The organism is Ruegeria sp. S84 (assembly GCF_056583445.1).
The window spans coordinates 842918-865396 of the sequence record NZ_CM152618.1 but is presented as its reverse complement, the minus strand read 5'-3'; the positions used below and the strand labels follow the sequence as shown (position 1 = coordinate 865396).

General features: G+C 58.6%; 21 protein-coding genes and 1 riboswitch. Of the genes, 9 read left to right on the top strand and 12 right to left on the bottom strand.

Features of this window, described 5'->3' with window-relative positions:
- Window positions 1-14 precede the first annotated feature (14 nt).
- Genes glyS through AC1DFB_RS04410 form a run of 3 tightly spaced genes read right to left on the bottom strand, consistent with a single transcriptional unit; the run spans window position 15 to window position 3979 of the window.
- Window positions 15-2234: a glycine--tRNA ligase subunit beta gene (glyS, locus tag AC1DFB_RS04420; protein WP_480922199.1), complete on the bottom strand. Its 2220-nt coding sequence runs from the start codon at window positions 2232-2234 to the stop codon at window positions 15-17.
- Window positions 2235-2243: 9 nt separating this feature from the next.
- On the bottom strand, window positions 2244-3452 hold the full coding sequence (gltS, locus tag AC1DFB_RS04415) for a sodium/glutamate symporter (protein ID WP_480922586.1): 1209 nt from the start codon (window positions 3450-3452) through the stop codon (window positions 2244-2246).
- A 5-nt stretch (window positions 3453-3457) separates the two neighbouring features.
- Complete coding sequence (locus AC1DFB_RS04410; RefSeq protein WP_170465487.1) at window positions 3458-3979, bottom strand: DUF6446 family protein; 522 nt, start codon at window positions 3977-3979, stop codon at window positions 3458-3460.
- A 78-nt stretch (window positions 3980-4057) separates the two neighbouring features.
- On the opposite strand from AC1DFB_RS04410, the gene AC1DFB_RS04405 reads away from it, so the two are divergent.
- The gene (locus tag AC1DFB_RS04405) at window positions 4058-4690 is read left to right on the top strand and encodes a MarC family protein (protein WP_480922198.1); all 633 of its coding nucleotides are present in this window, start codon (window positions 4058-4060) and stop codon (window positions 4688-4690) included.
- 8 nt (window positions 4691-4698) lie between these two features.
- Here AC1DFB_RS04405 and AC1DFB_RS04400 read toward each other — a convergent pair whose 3' ends face one another.
- A complete protein-coding gene (locus AC1DFB_RS04400) occupies window positions 4699-5628 on the bottom strand; it encodes a glycine--tRNA ligase subunit alpha (protein ID WP_480922197.1) in 930 nt (309 codons plus the stop codon).
- A gap of 205 nt (window positions 5629-5833) precedes the next feature.
- Between AC1DFB_RS04400 and AC1DFB_RS04395 the strand changes: the two genes are divergently transcribed.
- Window positions 5834-7573 carry a serine protease gene (locus tag AC1DFB_RS04395; protein ID WP_480922196.1) on the top strand — a complete coding sequence of 580 codons (1740 nt, stop codon included), beginning with the start codon at window positions 5834-5836 and terminating at the stop codon, window positions 7571-7573.
- 56 nt (window positions 7574-7629) lie between these two features.
- Here AC1DFB_RS04395 and AC1DFB_RS04390 read toward each other — a convergent pair whose 3' ends face one another.
- The 5 genes from AC1DFB_RS04390 to metZ all read right to left on the bottom strand — a co-directional run bounded on the left by AC1DFB_RS04390 (window position 7630) and on the right by metZ (window position 14228).
- The gene (locus AC1DFB_RS04390; RefSeq protein WP_480922195.1) at window positions 7630-9204 is read right to left on the bottom strand and encodes a thiamine pyrophosphate-binding protein; all 1575 of its coding nucleotides are present in this window, start codon (window positions 9202-9204) and stop codon (window positions 7630-7632) included.
- The gene (locus AC1DFB_RS04385) at window positions 9204-10652 is read right to left on the bottom strand and encodes a TrkH family potassium uptake protein (RefSeq protein WP_170393516.1); all 1449 of its coding nucleotides are present in this window, start codon (window positions 10650-10652) and stop codon (window positions 9204-9206) included. The genes AC1DFB_RS04390 and AC1DFB_RS04385 overlap by 1 nt, the downstream gene beginning before the upstream one ends.
- Before the next feature lie 51 nt (window positions 10653-10703).
- Window positions 10704-11471: a hypothetical protein gene (locus AC1DFB_RS04380; protein ID WP_480922194.1), complete on the bottom strand. Its 768-nt coding sequence runs from the start codon at window positions 11469-11471 to the stop codon at window positions 10704-10706.
- Between the two features lie 281 nt (window positions 11472-11752).
- Window positions 11753-12856, bottom strand: a complete 1104-nt coding sequence (gene folE2 / locus AC1DFB_RS04375) for a GTP cyclohydrolase FolE2 (protein ID WP_170563343.1) — start codon at window positions 12854-12856, stop codon at window positions 11753-11755.
- Between the two features lie 181 nt (window positions 12857-13037).
- A complete protein-coding gene (metZ, locus tag AC1DFB_RS04370) occupies window positions 13038-14228 on the bottom strand; it encodes an O-succinylhomoserine sulfhydrylase (RefSeq protein ID WP_480922193.1) in 1191 nt (396 codons plus the stop codon).
- Window positions 14229-14290: 62 nt separating this feature from the next.
- Window positions 14291-14368, bottom strand: a riboswitch (SAM riboswitch).
- Between the two features lie 130 nt (window positions 14369-14498).
- On the opposite strand from metZ, the gene AC1DFB_RS04365 reads away from it, so the two are divergent.
- Both AC1DFB_RS04365 and AC1DFB_RS04360 read left to right on the top strand, forming a co-directional pair.
- Window positions 14499-15188 (top strand): glutathione S-transferase N-terminal domain-containing protein, encoded by a 690-nt coding sequence (locus AC1DFB_RS04365; RefSeq protein ID WP_480922192.1) that lies wholly within the window; start codon window positions 14499-14501, stop codon window positions 15186-15188.
- Between the two features lie 131 nt (window positions 15189-15319).
- Window positions 15320-16090, top strand: a complete 771-nt coding sequence (locus AC1DFB_RS04360; RefSeq protein ID WP_170635545.1) for an extensin family protein — start codon at window positions 15320-15322, stop codon at window positions 16088-16090.
- 40 nt (window positions 16091-16130) lie between these two features.
- On the opposite strand, the gene AC1DFB_RS04355 is transcribed toward AC1DFB_RS04360, so the two are convergent.
- A complete protein-coding gene (locus AC1DFB_RS04355; RefSeq protein WP_170510618.1) occupies window positions 16131-16268 on the bottom strand; it encodes an error-prone DNA polymerase family protein in 138 nt (45 codons plus the stop codon).
- Between the two features lie 310 nt (window positions 16269-16578).
- Between AC1DFB_RS04355 and AC1DFB_RS04350 the strand changes: the two genes are divergently transcribed.
- Complete coding sequence (locus AC1DFB_RS04350; RefSeq protein ID WP_170596018.1) at window positions 16579-16902, top strand: 2Fe-2S iron-sulfur cluster-binding protein; 324 nt, start codon at window positions 16579-16581, stop codon at window positions 16900-16902.
- Window positions 16902-17693, top strand: a complete 792-nt coding sequence (locus AC1DFB_RS04345) for an FG-GAP repeat domain-containing protein (RefSeq protein WP_170735303.1) — start codon at window positions 16902-16904, stop codon at window positions 17691-17693. The genes AC1DFB_RS04350 and AC1DFB_RS04345 overlap by 1 nt, the downstream gene beginning before the upstream one ends.
- A gap of 94 nt (window positions 17694-17787) precedes the next feature.
- On the opposite strand, the gene purD is transcribed toward AC1DFB_RS04345, so the two are convergent.
- On the bottom strand, window positions 17788-19050 hold the full coding sequence (gene purD, locus AC1DFB_RS04340) for a phosphoribosylamine--glycine ligase (protein WP_170393534.1): 1263 nt from the start codon (window positions 19048-19050) through the stop codon (window positions 17788-17790).
- A gap of 74 nt (window positions 19051-19124) precedes the next feature.
- On the opposite strand from purD, the gene xseA reads away from it, so the two are divergent.
- Both xseA and AC1DFB_RS04330 read left to right on the top strand, forming a co-directional pair.
- Entirely contained in the window at window positions 19125-20609 is a 1485-nt protein-coding gene (gene xseA / locus AC1DFB_RS04335) for an exodeoxyribonuclease VII large subunit (RefSeq protein WP_170404956.1), read from the top strand.
- Between the two features lie 60 nt (window positions 20610-20669).
- Entirely contained in the window at window positions 20670-21275 is a 606-nt protein-coding gene (locus AC1DFB_RS04330) for a glutathione S-transferase family protein (protein ID WP_480922191.1), read from the top strand.
- Here the strand turns inward: AC1DFB_RS04330 and AC1DFB_RS04325 are convergent.
- On the bottom strand, window positions 21251-21646 hold the full coding sequence (locus AC1DFB_RS04325) for a hypothetical protein (RefSeq protein ID WP_170421058.1): 396 nt from the start codon (window positions 21644-21646) through the stop codon (window positions 21251-21253). The genes AC1DFB_RS04330 and AC1DFB_RS04325 overlap by 25 nt on opposite strands.
- Window positions 21647-21787: 141 nt before the next feature.
- Here AC1DFB_RS04325 and AC1DFB_RS04320 point away from each other — a divergent pair, with 141 nt between their 5' ends.
- Entirely contained in the window at window positions 21788-22426 is a 639-nt protein-coding gene (locus AC1DFB_RS04320; protein WP_480922190.1) for a lysoplasmalogenase family protein, read from the top strand.
- Window positions 22427-22479: the final 53 nt, after the last annotated feature.

The following is a 22479-nucleotide window of genomic DNA, read 5'->3' as shown; positions in this document are numbered from 1 at the left end:
TTGGCGCAAGGGCGTTATCCCTCGATCAGGGACAGATCAGCAACGCTGGAGCAGACCTTGCGGATCTGGCTCAGCAGATTCAGGCGATTGCGGCGCAGAATGTCATTGTCGGTATTGACTTGCACATCCTCAAAGAACGCATCAACCGGCCCGCGCAGCGCGGCCATGGCAGCCATGGCGGTCGGGAAATCCTCGGCCTTCAGCGCCGGGTCGATCTTGGCTTCTGCCGCGTTGAGTGCAGCAAACAGAGCCTTTTCGCTGTCAGTTTCAGCAAACTTCACATCCGCGCCGTAAGAGTATTCGACTCCATCCTTCTCTTCCGCCTGAGACAGGATGTTGTTCGCACGCTTGAACCCCTGCACGAGGTTCTCTCCATCCTCGGTCGCGATCACCGCATTCAGAGCGCGGGCGCGTTTGACCAGCAGGTTGAGGTCGTCATTCCCCTCCATCGCGATACAAGCGTCGATGACATCATGGCGGATGCCTTCGTCTCGGAGGAAGACTTTGAGGCGGTCGTGGAAGAAAGAAAGAAGATCGTCAGACGCGTCAGGAACCTTTTTCTCAAGCTCAAGAAATGCTGCTGCGGGCGATCCTTCAAGCTTTTCTTTGACAGTCTGGAATGAAGCACCAAAGACACCATGTTTTGCGATTTCTTCCAGGAGATCGCGGACATTCGCTTCGGGCAAAGCCTTATTGATAGCGCGTTCTGATCGAACCAGTTGACTATCGAAAAAACGGTCCAACTGAAGACGCAGATCATTATTCACGATTAGTCGAATTACCCCTAACGCCGCACGACGCAAAGCAAACGGATCTTTCGAACCCGTGGGTTTCTCATCGATCGCCCAGAACCCGGTCAGCGTGTCCAGCTTGTCGGCTAGCGCCACTGTCACAGAAAACGGTGCGGTCGGAACATCATCCGACGGCCCCAACGGCGAGTAATGTTCCTGCGCAACGGCGGCCACTGCGGCATCCTCGCCTGCCGCTTCGATGTAATACCGCCCCATAAGCCCTTGAAGTTCAGGGAATTCATAGACCATTTCGGAGTTCAGATCAGCCTTGGCCAAACGCGCGGCTTTCTCGGCCTGATCCGCATCCGCCCCGACCAACGGGGCCAGTTCTCGGGCCAGCGCGGCAATGCGGTCGATGCGTTCCGCCTGAGTGCCCAGCTTGTTGTGGAAAGTCACATTCTCCAACGCGCGGGTCCATTGGGCGATGTCCGACTTGGCAACGCGCAGGTCGTTCTCCCAGAAGAATTTCGCATCGGCCAGACGGGCCGATAAAACCTTCTGGTTCCCCGCCAGAATGGTTGCGCCGTTATCGGCGGTCTCGCGATTGGCGACGGTAATGAAGCGCTCGATCCGCCCCGTCTTGGGGTTCTTCACAGAAAAGAACTTCTGATGCTCTTTCATCGAGGTCTGCAGTACCTCGGGCGGCAGCTCAAGAAACTCCTCGTCGATCTGCCCCATCAGCACAACGGGCCATTCGACCAGACCGGCAACTTCTGCCAGCAGACCCTTGTCGTCGACGACTTCCAGACCTGCGGCGAAGGCCATGTTCTGGGCATCGTTCCAGATATGTTCGGCGCGCTCTTCGGGCGACAGCACCACGAAGGCGCGTTTCAGCTTGGCGGCATAATCCTCGAACGAGGTCACCGTAAACCGGTTCGGGGCCATGAAACGATGGCCCTCAGTCGTATCACCGGACGTGATCCCTTCGATCGCAAGCGGCACGACCTGCGCGCCTGCTTCATCGGTCAGGATGCAAAGGATCGAGTGCAAGGGCCGTACCCACCGCATCGATCCAGCCCCCCAGCGCATGGATTTGGGCCAGGGGAAGTTTCGAATGGTAGCTTCTAAGACCTCGGCGATGATTTCAGCTGCTGGACGACCCGCCTTTTCAATGGTGGCGAAATACACTGCGCCTTTGGGCGTGTCGCGCTCTTCCAACTGGTCTCGGGTCAGTCCCGCGCCGCGCAGAAAGCCTTCGATGGCTTTGTCAGGCGCACCGACCTTTGGGCCTTTGCGTTCTTCGCGGATTGTCGGGCTTTCCGCCAGCAGGCCTTCAACCGCCAGCGTCAGGCGACGCGGCGTCGTCAGTGCAGCGGCAGAGCCATAGGTCAGACCGCCTTCGACCAGACCATCGGTGATCCGCTTTTTCAGGTCTTCACCGGCGCGGGTCTGCATGCGCGCGGGGATTTCCTCGGAAAACAGTTCGATCAGCAGGTCGGGCATTTTCGGTCCTTAGAAATTGACAATCGTCTGAATGACGATGGCATTGGCGATGTCCACAAAGAATGCGGATACAAGGGGCAGTACGATAAAGGCAATAGGCGACGGGCCATATCGCTTGGTTACGGCGGTCATATTTGCGATAGCTGTGGGGGTAGCACCCAGAGCGAACCCCCCGAACCCGGCGGCCAGAACGGCGGCGCGGTAATTCGATCCCATCAACGGAAACAGAACCCAGATCACGAACACCACGGCAAACAGGGTCTGGGCGGTCATGATCACCGCAATCGCAAGGCCCAGTTCGGCGATGGTCCACAGTTGCAGGCTCATCAGCGACATCGCCAGAAATGCACCAAGCGCGAATTCCGAGATCAGCGCCAGCGAGGGCGTGCGTGAGACCGGCTTGGCGTTCGGCGCGAACATGGCGCGGAGATTGGCAATCACGATCCCCATGATAAGGCAGGGCACAAACAACGGCAGTTTCAGCCCTGCGGCGCTGATTGCTTCGCTCAGGATCGCGCCTGAAATGATCGCGAGGTTGAGGTACAGCAGCACCCGCATGATTGTCAGATGATCAATCTCGGACTTCTGGTCGACCTCATTGGGCAAACCCACCGTATGCTCTTCCCCGGGTCGTTCGGGGCTGAGCTTGCGTCCTTCGATCAGCAGCCGCGCAATCGGCCCCCCGACCAAAGCCGCCAACACGAGACCCAATGTGGCCACGGCTACCCCCAACTCGGTTGCGCCACTCAAACCGGTGGCGCCCGCAACTTCGGGGGCCCAGGCGATCGCGGTTCCGTGCCCCCCGATCAGCGCGGCAGACCCGAACAGCACCCCGGCTTGCGCCGGATAACCGAACATCGCGGCCCCCGCAGCGCCGATCACGTTTTGCGCAAAGATGGTCAGAAGCGTCAAAATCAGAAGCAAAAGCAAAGGCTTGCCGCCCGCGATCAAATCGGACAGACGGGCATTTAGACCAATCCCGGCAAAGAACAGAACCAATAGAAAGTCTCGTGCGGTCAAGCCAAAGGATAGCTCAATGCCGAAACCAAGATACAGCGCCAATACCACGAGCGAGGCCAGAAGGCCCCCAGTTACCGGCTCGGGGATGTTGAAGCTGCGCAATTGTGCGACACGGGCGTTGATCTCTGCCCCCAGCAGATAGACCGCAAAGCCCAGCGTTGCTGTCAGGAACTCCGGTATCTCAACGACCATCCCCATTTGCATCAGCCCTCGGGCCTGGGTGGGCACTCCTCGCCCACAACCGTGCCGTCATAGGCTTTTTCACCGCAATTGTTCAGCGCATGCCAGACGTAGCCTTTGCCATCCTGTGTAATGGCAACGATCCGGTCGACACCATAATGGATGTTCTTGGTGCCCAAGAAAGCCTGTGCTTGACCCGATTTCAATACGTCGGCCAGCGCAACTGCGTCGTAGCAGTCAAACCATCCCGGTGCGGTCAATGGCTCGGGGTTCTCGACAGGGGTAAAATCCACCATCTGATCCGGCCTTAACTCGGTTTCGAAACAGGCCCGATACCGGATCGGAGAGCTGTCGGCGTCAATGGCCTTAAACCCAGTATAGGCGATGGCTTCGGGTGCTTCCGCCCCTTGCGCCAGCAGGACCACATCCTGGCCCGGGCGCGGTTCTACCTCATAATAGAACCCATAAACCTGCAGGTAATACATCCCAGCACCGGCCAGAACGCCAGAAATCAGAAGGATTAGCGCAACCAATTTTCCAGTCATCGTTTACGCCACCTCTTTCAAGTTCATAGAAAATAAGACAGGTTCCCAAGCAGTACGGTCAGAAACGAGGCTACTCGCATGGAAACCACTCTTGCCGTCGGATTCTTTGGCGCGCTTTTTGCAATCATGAATCCGATTACCAACTTGCCAGTGTTCCTGAGTGTCACGCAAGACCTGCCCATTTCGGATCAACGCAAAGTGGCTGTGAAAACTGCGCTTTATTGCACGATCCTCGGTGGCGCCTTCGCTGCGATCGGCAGTCAAGCGCTTGGGCTCTTTGGCATCAGCGTCGATGACCTGCGCGTCGCCGGTGGCCTTGTTGTACTGATGATCGGCCTGAACATGCTGAACGGGAACGAGAGCAGCTCGCATCACGGAACCGACGGAGAAAAGAAATCCTATCCCGCGCCCGAGACCGTTGCGTTCTATCCCTTGGCTTTTCCCATTCTGGTCGGCCCCGGAACAATCACAACACTGATCCTTTATGCGCACCACATCAAAAACCCGGTCGAAGCCGTTGTCTATGCGTGTGTATTTCTGTTCGTGGTGGCCTTGCTTTTGATTACGTTCTGGAACGCATCGGCGTTGGCTAAGCGGCTGTCGGACAATGCTCGCGTGATAATGAGCCGCTTCATGGGCATGATCCTTGCGGCTATCGCTGTCAGCATGATCGCAGACGGCCTGAAGGCGTTGTTGCCCGGACTGGCATAGGCGCTGCATCAAACTTTGAACCCGGCAGCCTCGGTCTGCACGAACGCATCGGCGCATTGCTTGGCCAATGCGCGAACGCGGCCGATATAGGCCTGTCTTTCGGTAACCGAAATCACCCCGCGGGCGTCCAGCAAGTTGAAGATGTGGCTGGCCTTGATGCACTGATCATATGCGGGATGCGCCATGATGATGCGCTTGCCCGTCTTCGGGTCGTCATGTTCCTGCGCCAGAATGTTCGCGCATTCGGTTTCAGCCTCTTCGAAATGACGCAGCAGGACCTCGGTATTAGCAATATCGAAGTTCCAGCGGGCGTATTCCTCTTCGGTCTGCTTGAAGATGTCGCCATAGGTCAGCGGGCTGGGCGACTGAGGATCGTTGAAGGGCATGTCCATCACATGGTCGATGCCCAGCACATACATGGCCAGACGTTCCAGACCATAGGTCAGCTCACCGGAAACCGGCGCACAGTCATGGCCGCCGACCTGCTGGAAATAGGTGAACTGGCTGACTTCCATGCCGTCACACCAGACCTCCCATCCCAGACCCCACGCACCCAGAGTGGGGCTTTCCCAGTCATCCTCGACAAAGCGGATGTCGTGCAGATCCATGTCGATGCCGATGGCCTCGAGGCTGCCCAGATACAGTTCCTGCAAATCAGGCGGACTGGGTTTGATCAGCACCTGGTATTGATAGTAATGCTGCAACCGGTTCGGGTTTTCGCCATAACGTCCGTCTGTCGGGCGACGCGAGGGCTGAACGTAGGCCGCTGACCAAGCCTTGGACCCCAAAGCGCGCAACGTGGTTGCCGGATGGAACGTACCTGCGCCGACCTCCATGTCATAGGGCTGTAGGATCGCACAACCTTTCGACGCCCAATAGGACTGAAGCCTTAGGATAATCTCTTGAAATGAACGTGGTGCGCTATTGGGTTCGGTCATGACAATTCCCTTGGACGCCCAAGCGCCCGGTTCCGGTGGGTTCGGCCCTTCCTATGCAAGGCATCCAAGGGCGTCAACGGGCCAATCGGCCACTCTGTCGCTGAGCGGCCACACACAGAATTCCCCGTATTCCGGGCATGGCAATCGGACCGCGATTCCGCGTAATCTGCGCCAAAGTGAAAACACTGCAGAACACGGGCAGACAATGACACGCGTATTTACGGTTATTACATTCTTTATCCTCTTCGGCCTGCGCGCCGCTTTTGCCCAGCAAGATGCGGGCGTCTTTGTTCAGATCGAGGCGCAGCCGTCGCTGCGCGAGGCGCAGGAACGGGCGCAGGTCTATGCGAACGCGCTGCCCGATGTGAACGGGTTTCGGCTGAATTCTGGCTGGTATGCCATTGTTATCGGGCCCTATTTACGCGACGACGCCGAACAGGTGCTGCGCGTTTACAGGGCCGAGCGTCAGATCCCATCGGACAGTTTCATCGCCTTCTCCAGCGCGCTGGGGCAACAGTTCTGGCCCATCGGTGCCAACATCCTGAACCGCGGCGTCGTCACCGCCCCGATCCAGCCCGAGCCGCAACCAGAGCAGCCCTTGGCCGGTCTTACCCTGCAGGACGCAGATGAAACCCGTTCGCAGGCTCTGCAGGGCGAACGCCTTTTGACCGCGCAAGAGCGCAGAGACCTGCAAACCGCGTTGCAGGCAGCCGGGTTCTACAATTCAACAATTGACGGAGCCTTTGGTCAGGGCACCCGCCGCTCGATGGGCGATTGGCAACGTTCCAACGGGTTCGACGCAACTGGCGTTCTGACCACGCTGCAGCGCAAAACCCTGATGGATGACTACAACGCTCCACTGATCAGCGTCGGGATGGCACGCTATTCCGACCCGCAAGCCGGGATCGAACTGGACATGCCAATGGACGTTTTGGGCTTTGACCGTTACGAGGCACCCTTTGCCCATTTCAACCCCACTTCTGATCTGGACACCAAGGCGCTGCTGATCTCGCAGGAAGGCTCTGCCGCAACCCTGCGGGCGCTCTATCAAGTGATGCAGTCGCTTGAAATCGTTCCTCTGGACGGTGAGCGCAGCCTGCGCGGCAACAGCTTCACGATTGAAGGGCGCGGAAATGGCATGACCTCGTTCACGCAAGCAGCTCTGAAAGACGGCAAGATCAAAGGTTTCACGCTGGTCTGGCCTGCTGGGGATGAGGCTCGCCGCGCCCGAGTTCTGGCCGCGATGCGCGCAAGCTTTGCCACGACCGATGCCGTACTGGATGCCGGTGCCGGAGCGGATGCTGACCAGCGCATCGATTTGATGTCAGGACTGCAAATCCGCAAACCGCGGCTATCGCGATCGGGCTTCTTCGCCGACGCTGATGGTACGGTTCTGACGGTCACCGAGGCCGCTGAAAGCTGCACCCGCATCACGCTGGACGGTGACCAAGAGGTTCAGCTGGCTTGGCAGGATCCCGACCTTGGTGTCGCTGTACTGCGTCCTAGCCAGACCCTTGCCCCGATCAGTGTTGCCGAGTTCCGCGCGGGCGTTCCGCGTATTCAGTCTCAGGTCGCTGTTTCGGGCTTTTCTTACGAAGGCGCGTTGGGTGCCCCTACTCTGACCTTCGGCGAAATCGCTGATATCCGCGGCCTGAATGGAGAAGATGGCGTCAAACGCCTTGCACTGTCCGCCCAGCCCGGCGACGCGGGAGGACCTGTCTTTGACGATAGCGGCAGCGTTGTTGGCATGTTGCTACCTGCCCCTTCCGATGGGCGTACCCTGCCCGACTCGGTCAGCCTTGCGGCGAATGTGGCACGTCTGACCGAAGTTCTGACCAAGGCGGGCATCTCAGGTCAGCCCGCGCAAGGCTCAGCCCAGATTTCACCCAACGAACTGAGCCGCAGAGCCAACGGAATGACCGTTCTGGTGCACTGCTGGGACTGAACAATCAGGTTCAGGGAAAAGGCGCTGCACGAAGGTGCACGCCTTTTTTCATAGGTTTACAGGATATCCGGTGTGACCCGTATTAATGTGGGAACCTCGGCCTGAAAGGCGGCGCGCACTGCGGCCTGCATCTCATCCAGCGTCTTCGGTGCAGCTGACAGCGCCCCGAACGCCTCGGCCAGTTTGCAGAAATCCGGGTTTCGCGCGATCACCGCATTGGGCGCGATCTGTCCGCGCACCATGCTCTCTTCAATCTCTTTGAGTTTACCATTGTCCCACAGAATGATGGGTAGCGGCAGGCCGAGTTCGACAGCAACCCCAAGCTCTTGCATTGAGTAGTGAAAACCATAGTCACCCGCGATGACCGCTGTGGGTTTGCCCCGCCGTGCTACTGCACCACCGATCCCGGCTGGCAGGGCGTACCCCAGCGTGCCAAATCCAGTCGGGTGGTGCCAATGATAAGGAAAGCCCATGTCCCAGACTTCTTTCGCGACATACGCGAATTGAGTCATGTCCGAATAAATCATCGTATCCAAGGGCATGGCCGCCCTGAGTGCATCGACCACGGGGACAATGCCCGGGCGCTCGGCATCTACCTCGGCCCGCCAGCGCGCGCGCGCCTCGCGCACCTCGTCCGCAGACCAACCAGCGGCTGGTTTTACCTGATCGGACACTGCCCACAGCGCATGCGCAAAACTCTCACCATCTGCCTGCAGTTTGACAGCCGCACGATGGTGGTCTGACAGCACTTGCGGGTCCAGATCAACACGCACCATAGTTGCGTTGTGGCCCAGATCATGGCGCCACAGATCAACCTCGCCCAGTTCAGCACCGACAACAACGACAAGATCAGCCGAGGCAATTACTTTGGCGCTGCCCGGTCGTGGCAGCATCGATCCGAAATCCAGCGGATAATCGGACCCGGCCAGCCCGCGACCGGCATACGTCGTGAAGCACGCCGCCCCCAATTGGGTCAGGATCTGTCGCCAAAGGTTAGACCGGCACCCGCCGCCTAATATGAACAACGGCCGCTGCGCGATATTCAGCAGCGACAGAACCGGTGCCACATCCGGTGGAACAGTCTGGTTGCGCAAGGCAGGCTGGTTTGGAAAAGGCGCAGGCGCTGCCTCGGCCTCCAATTGCGCGATGGGTACCTGAATGTGTTTCGGTCGCGGGCGCGACAGCTCAAACTCTTCGAAGGCGCGCTCGATCAGACCATAGGCAGCCTGGGCATTGTTCGCCTGACAGGACCAGTCTGTAACTGTCTCGGCCGCAGCGCGCTGATCCTTCATCTGATGCAATTGGCCACGCAGTGCTTGTGTCTCTTCGAGGCAAGAAGACAACACCAGCATCGGCACCGAATCCGAATAAGCCTGCCCCATCGGCGTCATGATGTTGCACAGGCCCGGTCCGGTGATCACATAGGCCACCCCCGGCTTGCCAGACGCGCGGGCATATCCATCGGCCATGAAACCGGCCCCCTGCTCGTGCCGGGCCAGAACATGCGTGATCCCGGCCTCTTCGATACCGCGATACATCTCCTGATTATGCACGCCCGGTATGCCAAAGATCACGTCAACGCCACGATCCTTAAGCATGTGCGAGATCTGCGCCCCAAGGGGTCGTTTCATTAGCCTCTCCAGAATTGAACGGTAAAGATTGCGTAGACAGCCAGCAGTTCAAGGCGTCCGACCAGCATCCCGATCGTCAGCAGCCACTTGGCACCGTCATTCAGCCCCGCAAAGTTGCCTGCTGGCCCGATCTGTTCCCCCAGTCCCGGCCCCACATTAGCCAGTGCCGTCGCGGCCCCCGATACCGAGGTGATAAAGTCCAACCCAGTCAGGGCCAGCGCCCACGACAGAACCCCCATCGATAGTGCAAAGAACATGAAGAAACTCATGACCGAGGTCAGCACGTCGCGACTGATCGGTCGTCCATCATAGCGCGGCACGAACACACCATGCGGCGAACGAATTCGGCTGAGCTGGGTTTTAATCGACGCAAACAGCAATTGATAGCGGAACACCTTGATCGAACACGCGGTGGACCCCGCGCAACCGCCAATCAATCCGATCAGGAAGAACAGCATGACCGGGAAACTGCCCCAGCCCATATAGTCGACACTCGCGTACCCGGTGCCCGAAATGATCGATGTGATGTTGAACAGCGACTCGCGGAATGCCTGCTCCCAATGGTGCGGAAAGACCGAAGTCAGGAAGATCGACATAATCACAACCAGAACCACGATGGTTGCCAGAAACGCCCGAATCTGGCTGTCTTTCCACAACGAGCTTGTGTGACCATTGGCCAATTGCACATACCGCACAAATGGCAGCGCCGCGAGGATCATGAAGATGGCAGCGGCATATTCCAGAGGTCCCGAAAACCGGGCGAAAGAGCTGTCATAGTTTGAAAACCCGCCCGTAGCGATTGTGGTCATGGCATGCACGACGGCGTCAAAAAAGCTCATGCCGAAACCGGCATAGACCAATGCGCAGACCACCGTCAGAAATACGTAGATCAAGGAAATCTGCCCGGCGATCTCTTGCGCGCGGGGCAGAATTTTCCCCATGGTTTCAAACCCTTCCGAGCGGAAGATCTGCATCCCACCAACGCGCAGCTCGGGTAGGAACACCATCGCCACGACGATGATTCCGATGCCCCCCAACCATTGCAAAACGCCCCGCCAGAGCAACAAGCCCTGTGGCAGTTCGTCTAGCCCCGAGATCACGGTTGAACCTGTGGTGGTCAGCCCCGACATCGCCTCGAAATAGGCATCGACGAAACGCAGTTCAGTTTCGCCGAACAGAAACGGAATTGCGCCAAAAACCGGCAACGCCACCCAGACACCCGAGGTCAGCAAGAATGTCTGACGGATGGTCAGACCTTCGCCCACCCCGTTGGAACAGCTCATCGCAAGAACACTGCCGGTCAGCAGTGTGATGACCGCGCTTTCAAAGAAAACATGCCACTCGCCCCGCCCCTCGATCATGTCGACAAGCATAGGCAGCAGCATGGTCGCCCCTAGAATGGCGACCAGCAGGCCAATCACATATCCGACCGGGCGAAGATCCATCATGACGGGCAGCGTTGGCGCGCCAGCCCGACGGTGTCAAGCAGATGATCCGTGTTAACTGTCGGATTTTATCTCAACGCCCGGCATCGCGGGTGGCTTCGACGGGGCGCGTGCACGACGCGGTGCCGGTTTGGCCTGCTCAGCCGACGCAGATGCGGGTTTCTTCGTCGCAGGTTTTGCAGCGGCAGGTTTCGGAGCCACTGTGGCCTGAGGCGCAGCTTTTGCCGGGGCGGGCTTTGCTGGGGCGGGCTTAGCCACCGCAGGTGGCTTGGTCGCAGCTTTTGCCGTGTTTGCCGATGCTTTCGGCGCTGTGGCTGCCGGTCGTGCCTTGGCCTGTGCGGAAGATTTGAACTCCGCAACCGGCTTGGCCGCCGTTGATACTGGCTTGGCCGCTTTCGAGGCGGGTTTTGCAGGTACTTTGGCCTTCGCCGGTGCTGCTTTCACAGCCGGTTTGGCTACCGGGGCCGCCTTGGGTGCAGGGGCCGCAACCTTAGGAGCCGCCGTTTTCGGCGCAGGTGCCACCGCAGGCTTAGCCGCCGCCTTCGGCTTTGGTGCTGCTTTGGGTTTCGGCGCGGCTTTAGGCTTTGCTGCAACCTTGGCTTTTGCAGCCGGTCTGGCTGGCTTTCGCGTTGCTGGTGTCGCCACTTCGCGGGCAACCGGTGCGGGTGCCTCGGCTGTCTTCAGTCCGTGCAGAGGTGTCATCGGCAGATCAAAAGCCGCGCGGGTCATGATCTGCATGATCTCCATCTGACTGGCCATTGCGTAACCGGCCATCCGGATGGCGGCTGCCTGAAACTCAAGCGGTTGAGTAATCGGATTCATTGCATGTCTCTCCTGATAAAACCGAGGCAGCGGGAAGATGAGTAAAGGACCCCGCCCGCCCCAATCGTCCGGGCGGATTTGCAGGTTGGCGGTCCAAGGCGTTGCACGTCCCGGTTTCCTTTCGGGCTGCGCGACCCGGTTTTTACGGATGCGCAGCAGCTGCACTCGGGGACAATCTAGCGCAATTCAGGGTGCAAATGCAGCATTTCATGCTGCATTGCGGCAAAAAAGCGCCCATGCAGGATTTTTGACTGTTTTTCCAGCAGCTTCCGCGGGGTCAATCAGCCCACATGAAACAGCGTCGTGAACAAACGCGGGTCCAGGCTCGCGGATTCGAAGGTTGGACCTTCGGTTAGAATCGAGACCGCATCATGGCTGTGCAGGCTTTCCTGATGGCTGGCGATCACACGGAAATCGCCGACATGATGATCGGCCTGCAACTCGGCGCAGAACAGACGCGCGGCATCTTCCACGAATATGGGATTGGCCGCGTTCAGTTCGGCAAAGGCCTGTTCATCTTCGCGCTTGACCATCACCTGAGTTTCGGTCGGCACCGCGCGGCGGCACAGCGCGATCAGATCTTCGAACCACAGACAATCGGCGTTGCAATCGATAACCACCGAAATCCGCGCCACCGAGCGCTGGGAATGCGGCGTCGCCAACTGCCCGCGGGTTGCGCGCGCGTGTTCGCTAAGTTCCAATGAACAGGGGCAAGTGGACGAATAGACATAGTCCAGATGCATAATCTTCAGACGTTCCCCGCCTTGATCAACCAGTTCCAGCGCGATGTCGTAATACTGGTATCCGGACAAGCCCGAACGCAGGCTCTCAATCCGATCGGGATAGGAAAACCGCATCTGTATGCGCGCATCCAAACTATCCAGATCAGTCAGATAGTCGTTCAGCGCTGCCTCCATCACCTCAAAACTAAAGGTGCGCTCGGCGTGCTTGTAGAAGGACCGCATGATACGAGACATGTTGATGCCCTTCTTCTCGGCCTCAAGGCTGACAGACCCGGTGACCGAGGTCTCAAGTGTCAGCTCGGCACCGCTTTTGCGATGGAACCGGATCGGCAGGCGGAAATTCGAGATGCCGACATGCTGGATTTGCTGCTTCGAACCCCGGATCAGGCTGGATGGACCGTTTTGCAGATCCGGCAATGTGGCCTTGTAGGCTGCATCCGCCTCGAACTCGTGGGGATATTCGCGCGACAGGGCTGGATAGTTTGACGGCAACAGCCCCGGGACAAGCTGCGCAATGGCCGGGTCCAGTTGACTGATCTCGGCCGCCGAGGCTGATTTCGCCCATTCGCGCAGCACCTTGAGCGCTGCTGCGGCCTGATCGTGATCGGGTGTCTCGTTGATGTCGCGCGGATGAATGTTCATTGGCACGGATCCCTTGCTAGGCCGACGGTTATATACCACCGAGGTTTAATTACCAGTCCTGAACGATACGCGCGGAATAGCAGTCCGGATCGAAATTCGAGGCAAGAAATCGTCATTTTACAACCAAATGCGCCGGATCAGGCGGATCACATCCGCCTGATGATGCATTCCCGGCGCAACACTAGCTCTGAGATACGTCTAGCGCGCGCTGGATATCCGCAAGCAAATCATCGGCATCTTCCAGCCCCACCGAAAGGCGGATCAGGCCCGGCGTGATACCCAACTCATCGCGTTGTTCGTCGCTCAGACGCTGGTGCGTTGTGGTGGCCGGGTGGGTTGCGATCGACTTGGCATCGCCTAAATTATTCGAGATCACAGGGATCGTCAGCGCATTCAGGAAAGCAAACGCCGCCGCTTTGCCGCCCTTGATGTCCAGCGATAGAACCGTGCCGCCCTTGCCGCCCAGCTGCTCTTGCACCAACGCGTTTTGCGCATGGGTTCTCAGCCCGGGATACAGCGTCCGCTCCAGCGCCGAATGCCCTTCCAAAGCTTCTGCAATCTTCTGTGCGCTGTCAGCTTGCGCATTCACACGCAGGGCCATGGTTTCAAGACCTTTGACCATGATCCAAGCGCTGAACGGGCTAAGCGCACCGCCGGTGTGCTTCATGTAAGGCTCGACCGTGCCACGGATGAATTCCTTGGTGCCGATGATCACGCCGCCCAGCGCCCGGCCCTGCCCGTCGATATGCTTGGTCGCCGAATAGACCACCACGTCGGCTCCCTGTTCGATCGCGCGCGAGAACACGGGTGTCGAGAACACGTTGTCCACGATTACAACCGCACCCACCGCATGGGCCAGCTTAGACACGGACGTGATGTCGATCACTTCAAGCGTCGGGTTCGACATGGATTCAAAAAACACTGCCCTGGTGTCAGGCCGGATCGCGGCCTCCCACGCGTCCAGATCGGTGCCGTCTACAAAGGTCACCTCAACGCCATAACGCGTCAGGATGTTTTCGAGGATATACAGACAGGACCCAAAAAGCGCCTTGGCTGAAACCACATGGTCGCCCGCCTGCAGCATCGAAGTCAGCGCACCGTTCACAGCGGCCATACCTGAAGCGGTGGCAAACGCATCCTCGCCGCCTTCCAAAGCTGCGATACGCTGCTCGAACATCGACACGGTGGGGTTGCCGTAGCGGGCATAGATGAACTCATCCGGGCCGCTTTCGATAAACCGGGCCTCGGCCTGCTCGGCGTTTTCGTAGACAAACCCTTGCGTCAGAAAGATCGACTCAGAAACTTCATTGTACTGACTGCGACGGACGCCGCCATGGACGGCTTGGGTGCGTTTGTTCCAGCTCTCGCTCATCTCATTCCTTTCAGCCCCGCATTGGAGGCAAACAAAAAACCCCAGACGCGGCCAAGCGAAAGGGGTCTTTCATCCTGACCTTTTAGCGGTGTTGTTTAACGTGGCCCGCAATCCGGTAACAAATCGCCACATGAATGAAGATGCGTTTACGCCCCGCCCCGGAACACGTCAAGCCCGACTGATCACCGGTCACGCTTTCGTAACACGGCCGGGCGCGCTCTTGCCGTTTGTGCAGAAAGCTTCATGATCGCCCAAACTCAAGGAGGCCCCATGATTGATCTCTATTTCTGGCCCACGCCCAACGGCTGGAAAGTGTCCATCGCTCTGGAAGAGATGGAGCTGCCCTACAAAACCCACTTAATCAACATCGGCAAGGGCGACCAGTTCGATCCCGAATTTCTAAAGATCTCGCCTAACAACCGTATGCCCGCCATCGTTGACCCGGATGGCCCTGACGGCGCGCCTGTTTCGGTGTTCGAAAGCGGCGCGATCCTGATGTACCTCGCCCGCAAGACCGGGCGATTCTACGGCAATACCGAACGTGACAGGATCGCAGTCGAGGAATGGCTGATGTGGCAAATGGGCGGCGTAGGCCCGATGGCCGGCCAAGCGCATCACTTCCTTAAATACGCTCCACATCTAGACCCGCCACAAGACCATTCCTATCCGAAAGACCGCTATCGCAGTGAGGTCGGGCGTCTCTACGGCGTACTCGACCGCAGGCTGGCCGAAAACGAATACGTCGCCGGCGATTTCTACTCCATCGCCGACATGTCGATCTGGGGCTGGGCCAGCCTATGGGAAGGCCAGCAACAGGTGCTTGAGGACAAACCGCATTTCACCCGCTGGCTGGACATGATGAGCGCCCGACCCAGCGTGCAGGCAGGTCGCGCACTACATGCGGAGTTGCGTGGCGATAACCGGGACAAGCAGGCGCAAAGCAATTTGTTCAAGCAGTAGGACTTCGCTGCTATACTGTCATCTTGAACAGAAATAGGATATTATTCAGCCCCATCCGATGCGCCCAACGCAGGGGCACCGAGACAGATAAGGATGCAATTGATCGGACCTGCAAGGGAACGAGTAACTTCATGCGAGTTTTAGCCCTTTCGTTTATCATATGCGCGGGTATTGCAAGTGCCGCACCGGATTGCGAGGAACCCGAGCAGGCGCAACCTCACGAACTTGTCGCCCTTGAACCGCCCGTTGAACTAGACGTGATCATAGAAGAAGCTGTCGATGGGCCTCCTGAACGAGAGTTGACGGTTTCCGCCAGACCACGACTGCGCCCCTGCAAATTTCGTCAGATTGAAATCGGGCGAGATCGTATGCGTCAACGCGGTGCGGTATGTGGCGACTGGACCATACTCGGCGAGAATCGAAAGCCTTTTACAGGTAAGTTTCGGGGGTGCGGCATAGCCGATCCAGTGCTTATCCGCATGGTGTCTAACATCTTTCTCAGCCAATTGGCATTGATGGATTGCAAGACGGCCATTACGCTGAAGACATGGTTGGAGAATACGGCCAAACCGGCCTTTGCGGACCAAGGAGGCGGCCTGAAAGGAATACGTTTGGCTGGTCATTATGCGTGCAAGACTCAGAACAATCAACCGGGCGCACGGATTTCTGAACATGCACGAGGGCGCGCGATTGATATTTCGTCCTTCATATTGATGGATGGCACCGTGATTACCGTGCTTGACGGCTGGGGCGACGAAGGGTCAAGCGACGTTATGCGCGAACTTCACGCAGGTGCATGCGGATTGTTCGGAACGGTGCTTGGCCCCGACGCGGACCACAATCATAAAGGGCATTTTCATTTAGATACTGCTCGCCGCGGCAAGGGCCCTGTTTGCCGCTAGCCTGTTTCTCCTGCCCCTGCATCAAAGCATATTGCTTGCCCTAGATATGCGCGATCATATGGGTCACCAAACTCACCAGCTGCATCCGGCTCGTGATCCTTAGTAGGCGTCCCGAGTTCAAGGTACGGCGGAAGCATTCGCAGATCTCGCTCCAGACCAACACATTTACGATGTCCATCTCATCCTCCAGCTTGACAAATTCACAACTTGGTCGTCCCAGGCCTTTGCCACGGGATCACAGCCCGGCCACTGCCATCAGCGCCCCCTATGACGGATTGTTCAGCCGGATAATGGGCAGGCAAGCAGGTGGGCATCGACAGTCCCGGTTTGAATCCGCAGGGAAAATAGAGGCAACAAGCATGAGAACATATAGGGAACAACCTACAGGAATGTCCAGACGTGGCATCATGAGATGCAGATGATGCTGGAAAGACCAAGCGCCCTTCACTAATGAAGACTCCGACACATGCAAAAGGAAGACGCACGCAATGGCAAAGATCACCTATGTCGAGCATGGCGGTACCGAACATACAGTCGAGGTCGCCAACGGACTGACAGTCATGGAGGGGGCCCGTGACAACAATATTCCCGGCATCGAGGCCGATTGCGGTGGCGCCTGCGCCTGCTCGACCTGCCACGTCTATATCCACGCAGATTGGGTCGAGAGAATCCCCGCCAAGGACGACATGGAAGAAGACATGCTGGACTTCGCCTATGAACCCGACCCGACCCGCTCGCGCCTGACCTGTCAGATCAAGGTCACCGACGCGCTGGATGGTCTGGTTGTGCAGATGCCCGAAAAGCAGATCTAATGCACTCTGATGCGCCGCGTCAGCCCAACCGCCTTTGGCACCGTCGGGCGCGCGGCGCTGTTCTGATGGTTTGCATTTGGCTAACGGGGAATATGCCCGCAGCCAGCGGCGAAACCAAAGTATCTGCGCGCTTCACGGAACCAACAACACGCTACGCCCATGGGGTGCTTGGCGACGCCGTCGAATACGGTGCTTTGGAAATCGACGTCGGAACAAGTATTTCCTCGGCGGCAAAGCGAAAAGCCGATAGCTCCAAACGCTCGACCGTTACAATACGTCTGCCCGAAGACCGCGTATTCGAAGATCTTGCCCCACGCCTGGCCGATATCGATCAGGACGGGTTGCCCGAAGTCATCGTTGTAGAGACCCAGCAGCATACGGGTGCTCAACTGGCGATCTATGACGTCAATGGTCAAAAAATCGCCGCCACCCCCCATATCGGCACGCGCAACCGCTGGCTCGCCCCCATCGGTGCCGCCGATCTGGACGGTGATGGTCATGTCGAGATCGCCTATGTCGACCGCCCACACCTTGCCAAAACTCTGCGCATCTGGCGTTACAAAGACGGTGAACTCATTGAAATCGCCACAATCCCTGGCCTTACCAATCACAGGATCGGAGAAGATTTCATTTCAGGCGGCCTGCACCAATGCGAAACGCACCCAGAGCTGATCCTCGCCAGCGCCGACTGGTCGCGGATCATAGGCGTCTCGTACAGCAAGGGCTGGCGACAAAAAGACCTCGGACCACTCAACAGTCTCACAGATCTTACCAACGCACTAAAGTGCTGATCCGATCTTCATCTGGCCATAAATACCTCGGGGAGCGCGAGGGGCTGGCCCCTCGCCCCGAAATCATCAAGCCGGGCGCAGCCCGACAGCTGAGTTAAAGCGCGCGCCAGCCGATGTCGCGACGGAAGAACCCTTCGGGCCAATCAACACCTTCAACCATGTCATACGCCCGGTCGCGTGCGTCTTTCAGCGTTTCCCCACGCGCAGTCACATTCAGAACGCGTCCACCCGCGGCCTGAACCTTTCCATCAGCCGCCTTTGTCCCCGCGTGGAATACCATGTTGCTACTATCCTCGGCCAGATCGCCCAGGCCGTTGATCACAGTGCCTTTTTCATAAGAACCAGGATACCCCTTTGCCGCCATCACGATCGTGATGGCGTGATCGTCGGCCCAGTTCACCCGCGTCTCAGCCAAGCGACCCTCGGCCGCCGCGTGCATCAGGTCCATGGCCTGAGCGCCAAGGCGCATCATCAGCACCTGACATTCGGGATCTCCGAACCGCACGTTGTACTCCACTAATCTGGGCTGACCATCCTTGATCATCAAACCTGCGTAGAGCACACCCTGAAACGGTGTCCCGCGCCGCTTCATCTCGGCCACCGTCGGACGCACGATCTGATCCATCGCAAGGGCCTCGATCTCGGCGCTCAGCACCGGGGCCGGAGAATAGGCGCCCATCCCCCCAGTGTTCAGCCCGGTATCGCCCTCGCCGACGCGCTTGTGATCCTGCGCTGTGCCGATCGACAGGATATCCTCTCCGTCACAGAGCACGAACAGAGACGCCTCCTCGCCCTCCATGAACTCCTCGATCACCACTTCGGCCCCCGCGCCACCAAAGGCTCCGCCGAACATGTCGTCAATCGCGTCCAGGGCGGTTTGCTCGTCCATCGCAACGATCACGCCCTTCCCGGCAGCCAGCCCATCGGCCTTGACCACGATCGGGGCCCCCTGCGCACGGATGTATTCCTTGGCGGGCTCAGCCTCGGTGAACCGGGCATAACCCGCCGTCGGCGCGCCGGATGCGTCACAGATTTCCTTGGTGAAACTTTTTGAGGCCTCCAGCCGCGCCGCTTCTGCCGAGGGCCCGAAAACCAGCACACCCGCTTCGCGCAGCCGGTCAGCAACCCCTGCAGCCAAAGGCGCTTCGGGGCCAACGATCACGAAATCAATCGCGTTTTCCTCGGCAAAGTTGACCACAGCACCGCCATCCTCGATATCCAACGCCGCGCACTCTGCGATCTGGGCGATCCCGGCATTCCCCGGCGCCACAATCAGGCGATCACATTTGGGGTTTTGCATCACCGCCCAAGCCAGACTGTGCTCGCGTCCACCGCTGCCGAGAATGAGGATATTCATGAAACGCTCCGATCTGCTTGGCCTTGCCTGCGCGGCGTTCTAAGCTGCGCAGAGATTTGACACAAGGCGCTGAAATGACCGACCTGCTAGATGACCCGATTCCGGGTCAGAACACCCCCGAATACACTGTCTCGGACATCTCGGGCGAGGTGAAGCGCACGCTCGAGGGCACCTTTGGCCGAATCCGTGTGCGTGGAGAAGTGGGCCGCGTGTTCAAGGCCCGCTCGGGTCATCTGTATTACGACATAAAGGACGACCGGAACGTGCTGGCCTGCACAACTTGGAAAGGGCAGATTTCTGGTCTTTCAGTTGTTCCCGAAGAAGGCCTCGAGGTTGTCGTCACCGGGCGCCTGACAGCTTTTGGAGCCCAGTCGAAATACAACCTGAATGTCGATGAAGTCGCCGTCGCCGGGCAAGGCGCGCTGATGGCATTGCTGGAAAAGCGCAAAAAGCAGCTCGAATCCGAAGGCTTGTTTGCGGCTGAACGCAAGAAACCCCTGCCCTACTTGCCGCAGATCATCGGCGTTGTCACTTCGCCCTCCGGTGCGGTGATCCGAGACATCTTGCATCGGCTGCGTGATCGGTTCCCGCGCAAAGTACTGATCTGGCCCGTCGCGGTTCAGGGGGCAAACTGTGCCCCCGAAGTGACCCGCGCCATCGAAGGCTTCAATCAACTCACACCGGGCGGGGCCCTCCCGCGACCCGACCTGATTATCGTCGCGCGCGGCGGTGGGTCCATAGAAGACCTCTGGGGCTTCAACGAAGAAAGCGTCGCGCGCGCGACTGCAGCCTCAGAAATCCCGCTGATCTCGGCCGTCGGGCACGAGACGGACACCACCCTGATCGACTATGTCTCGGACCGCCGCGCGCCTACGCCAACCGCCGCTGCCGAACTTGCCGTACCGGTCCGCATGGAACTGCTGGCTTGGACCAACGAACAAGGGGCCCGCCTGTCGCGCGCCTCAACGGATGCCGTGCAACGCCGCAGCCAGCGTCTGCGCGACCTGTCCCGAGCCCTGCCCCGCCCCGATACACTGCTGGAAAGCCCGCGCCAAAGGCTCGACCAAATCTCGGAACGCCTGCCCAACGCGCTGATCCGGGGTGTTCAGAACCGCCGCGTCAAACTGCTGGACAGTGCGGCGCGTCTGCGCCCCTCGACCCTGCGCAGCTTTGTCGAAACCCGCCGCGATCGCTGGCGCAACCTGTCCTCACGCCTGTCACTGCGCCCGATCCAGCGCGAGCTGGAAACACGGCGCGACGCTCTGAATCGCCTATCCGAACGCCTGAACACCGGGCAATCCACGCGATTGGACCGCCTGCGCCAGCAGATGGACGCCACCGACCGCCTACGTGAAACGCTGAGCTACAAGGCGACGCTCGGGCGTGGCTACGCCGTCGTGCGCGCCGAAGGAGAGGTCATCACAACCAAAGCTCAAGCCTCCGGTCACGCTGTTCTTGAGATCGAATTCGCTGACGGTCGCCTCAGGACCGGGGCTGCGGGCAAGGCGCCACCCAAGAAATCCAAACAGGCACCTCCTGATCAGGGATCGTTGTTCTGACCGATGTTGACGATCTGGGGCCGTAAAACATCCTCGAACGTTCAGGCCTTAATGTAGTGCGTGGGTGAGCTTGGCCTAGAATACCAGCGTCACGATCTTGGCCATCGCTTCGGCGGGCTGGACACTGCAGCGTTTCGGGCACTGAACCCAAACAAAACCATCCCCGTCCTGCAAGATGGCGACAACCCACCGCTTTGGGAAACCGGCGCCATCCTGCGATATCTGGCCACCCAATATGGCGATCAGGCATTCTGGCCTTCAGATCCTACCCGGCGCGCCACGATCGACAAATGGGCCGAATGGGCGAAACTCAACGTGGCGATGGCGTTTACCGTTCCGGTGTTCTGGCAAATTGTGCGAACACCCGTTGAACAGCAGGACCAAACAGCGATCCATCGGGCCGTCAGCGATTTGGAAATCAAACTGGCAATCGCAGACAAGGAGCTGGACCAAAACACGTTCCTTGCGGGTGAGCATTTTATACTGGCGGATATACAGCTCGGCCACGTCCTTTACCGCTACTACGATATCGACATCGTCCGCGCTCCGTTACCGCATTTGCGTCGATACTATGAACGGCTAACCGAAAGGCCCGCGTTTCAACATCACGTCATGCTGGACTATGAAGACCTGCGACCATTTCAGACCCCGACATCCGGTCCGTAGCACAACATCTCTTCGCCAATATCCTCGGCCTCGTACAACTCGGTCGCTGTCGGATCGCCCTCGAATTGCGCGATCAATCCGCCCCCAGATTGCCAGAAAACCCAGCATTGCGGCGCCAGTTGATCCTCATAGATGAAACAGATCTGATCTTCCTGCTCGTACCAAACTCCGTTCATGCAATTGCCATCCAGAAATGACCAGATGACTCGGCGGTCTGGCAGATACCGTTCGACCCCGTAGGCCTGCCCATCGAACCCGTAATACAAGGTTTTTCCACGCGTATACGCATCAAACTCAGGCCCTGTCAGAGGCGACTGCGCCGCAACGGGCTGAGCGAAAAGGGTCAGCAGAATCAAGCAAATTCGGATCATGGTCGCACTCTGTCAGAAGCAGCCCACAAGTGCCATTCAACCTTTCCACATTGCGACGATCGGCAAGATAACTCCACGTCACGCCTTGATGCACCGCCGAGATCATGGCGATGATTGCCTCAAAAACATCGGGGACGCACCATGACGACACTTATTTTCTGGATTGCGGCGGCCTGCGCGCTGGCCTACCTGCCACTTACCGCGCGCCCGGCCGGCACCCTGCGTAGCATGCTGAAAACAGCATCGGTCGTGCTGCTGGCAGGCGTCGCCATACTGGCAAGCGCGCCATGGCTCCTGATCCTCGCCCTTACCTTCTGCGCGATAGGCGATGCCCTTCTGTCGCGCGAAACCGACAGCACATTCATGGCAGGCATCGGTGCATTTGCTGCGGGGCATTTGGCCTATATCGCCTTGTTTTTGACGAGCCCCAGCAGCAACCCTGAACTGATCTTCGACCACCCCGCGATCTTCTGGTCCCTGATCATCCTGGGCATCGTTATGGCCACGCTGCTCGCCCCCCGCGCCGGAGACCTCAAGATCCCCGTCCTCGCCTATATTCCAATCATCCTGGGCATGGGCATCACCGTTCTTGCCCTTCCCGAAACTGGAGCCTTACGCTGGGCCCTTCCCGCCGCAATGGCCTTCATCGCCTCGGACCTGGCGCTTGCGACTGAAAAGTTCCTGCTACCTGACAATCACCCGGCCCTGAAGCTTACGCCCTATCTGGTCTGGCCGCTTTACTGGGCGGCCCAAGCCGGGTTTCTGATCGCCTTCACCTGACCCTTTGCAACTGCCTTCAATCCACATTAGGTGAGGGGAACACCTGCGGAGAT

Coding starts and splice junctions, on each gene's coding strand:
- glyS (WP_480922199.1), bottom strand. CDS start 2,234: ATGCCCGACCTGCTGATCGAACTGTTTTCCGAGGAAATCCCCGCGCGC.
- AC1DFB_RS04400 (WP_480922197.1), bottom strand. CDS start 5,628: ATGACCGAACCCAATAGCGCACCACGTTCATTTCAAGAGATTATCCTA.
- AC1DFB_RS04320 (WP_480922190.1), top strand. CDS start 21,788: ATGACGACACTTATTTTCTGGATTGCGGCGGCCTGCGCGCTGGCCTAC.
- AC1DFB_RS04385 (WP_170393516.1), bottom strand. CDS start 10,652: ATGATGGATCTTCGCCCGGTCGGATATGTGATTGGCCTGCTGGTCGCC.
- AC1DFB_RS04360 (WP_170635545.1), top strand. CDS start 15,320: ATGCGAGTTTTAGCCCTTTCGTTTATCATATGCGCGGGTATTGCAAGT.
- AC1DFB_RS04405 (WP_480922198.1), top strand. CDS start 4,058: ATGGAAACCACTCTTGCCGTCGGATTCTTTGGCGCGCTTTTTGCAATC.
- AC1DFB_RS04325 (WP_170421058.1), bottom strand. CDS start 21,646: ATGATCCGAATTTGCTTGATTCTGCTGACCCTTTTCGCTCAGCCCGTT.
- AC1DFB_RS04350 (WP_170596018.1), top strand. CDS start 16,579: ATGGCAAAGATCACCTATGTCGAGCATGGCGGTACCGAACATACAGTC.
- purD (WP_170393534.1), bottom strand. CDS start 19,050: ATGAATATCCTCATTCTCGGCAGCGGTGGACGCGAGCACAGTCTGGCT.
- folE2 (WP_170563343.1), bottom strand. CDS start 12,856: ATGAACATTCATCCGCGCGACATCAACGAGACACCCGATCACGATCAG.
- metZ (WP_480922193.1), bottom strand. CDS start 14,228: ATGAGCGAGAGCTGGAACAAACGCACCCAAGCCGTCCATGGCGGCGTC.
- AC1DFB_RS04395 (WP_480922196.1), top strand. CDS start 5,834: ATGACACGCGTATTTACGGTTATTACATTCTTTATCCTCTTCGGCCTG.
- AC1DFB_RS04380 (WP_480922194.1), bottom strand. CDS start 11,471: ATGAATCCGATTACTCAACCGCTTGAGTTTCAGGCAGCCGCCATCCGG.
- gltS (WP_480922586.1), bottom strand. CDS start 3,452: ATGGGGATGGTCGTTGAGATACCGGAGTTCCTGACAGCAACGCTGGGC.
- xseA (WP_170404956.1), top strand. CDS start 19,125: ATGACCGACCTGCTAGATGACCCGATTCCGGGTCAGAACACCCCCGAA.
- AC1DFB_RS04345 (WP_170735303.1), top strand. CDS start 16,902: ATGCACTCTGATGCGCCGCGTCAGCCCAACCGCCTTTGGCACCGTCGG.
- AC1DFB_RS04355 (WP_170510618.1), bottom strand. CDS start 16,268: ATGGACATCGTAAATGTGTTGGTCTGGAGCGAGATCTGCGAATGCTTC.
- AC1DFB_RS04410 (WP_170465487.1), bottom strand. CDS start 3,979: ATGACTGGAAAATTGGTTGCGCTAATCCTTCTGATTTCTGGCGTTCTG.
- AC1DFB_RS04365 (WP_480922192.1), top strand. CDS start 14,499: ATGATTGATCTCTATTTCTGGCCCACGCCCAACGGCTGGAAAGTGTCC.
- AC1DFB_RS04390 (WP_480922195.1), bottom strand. CDS start 9,204: ATGAAACGACCCCTTGGGGCGCAGATCTCGCACATGCTTAAGGATCGT.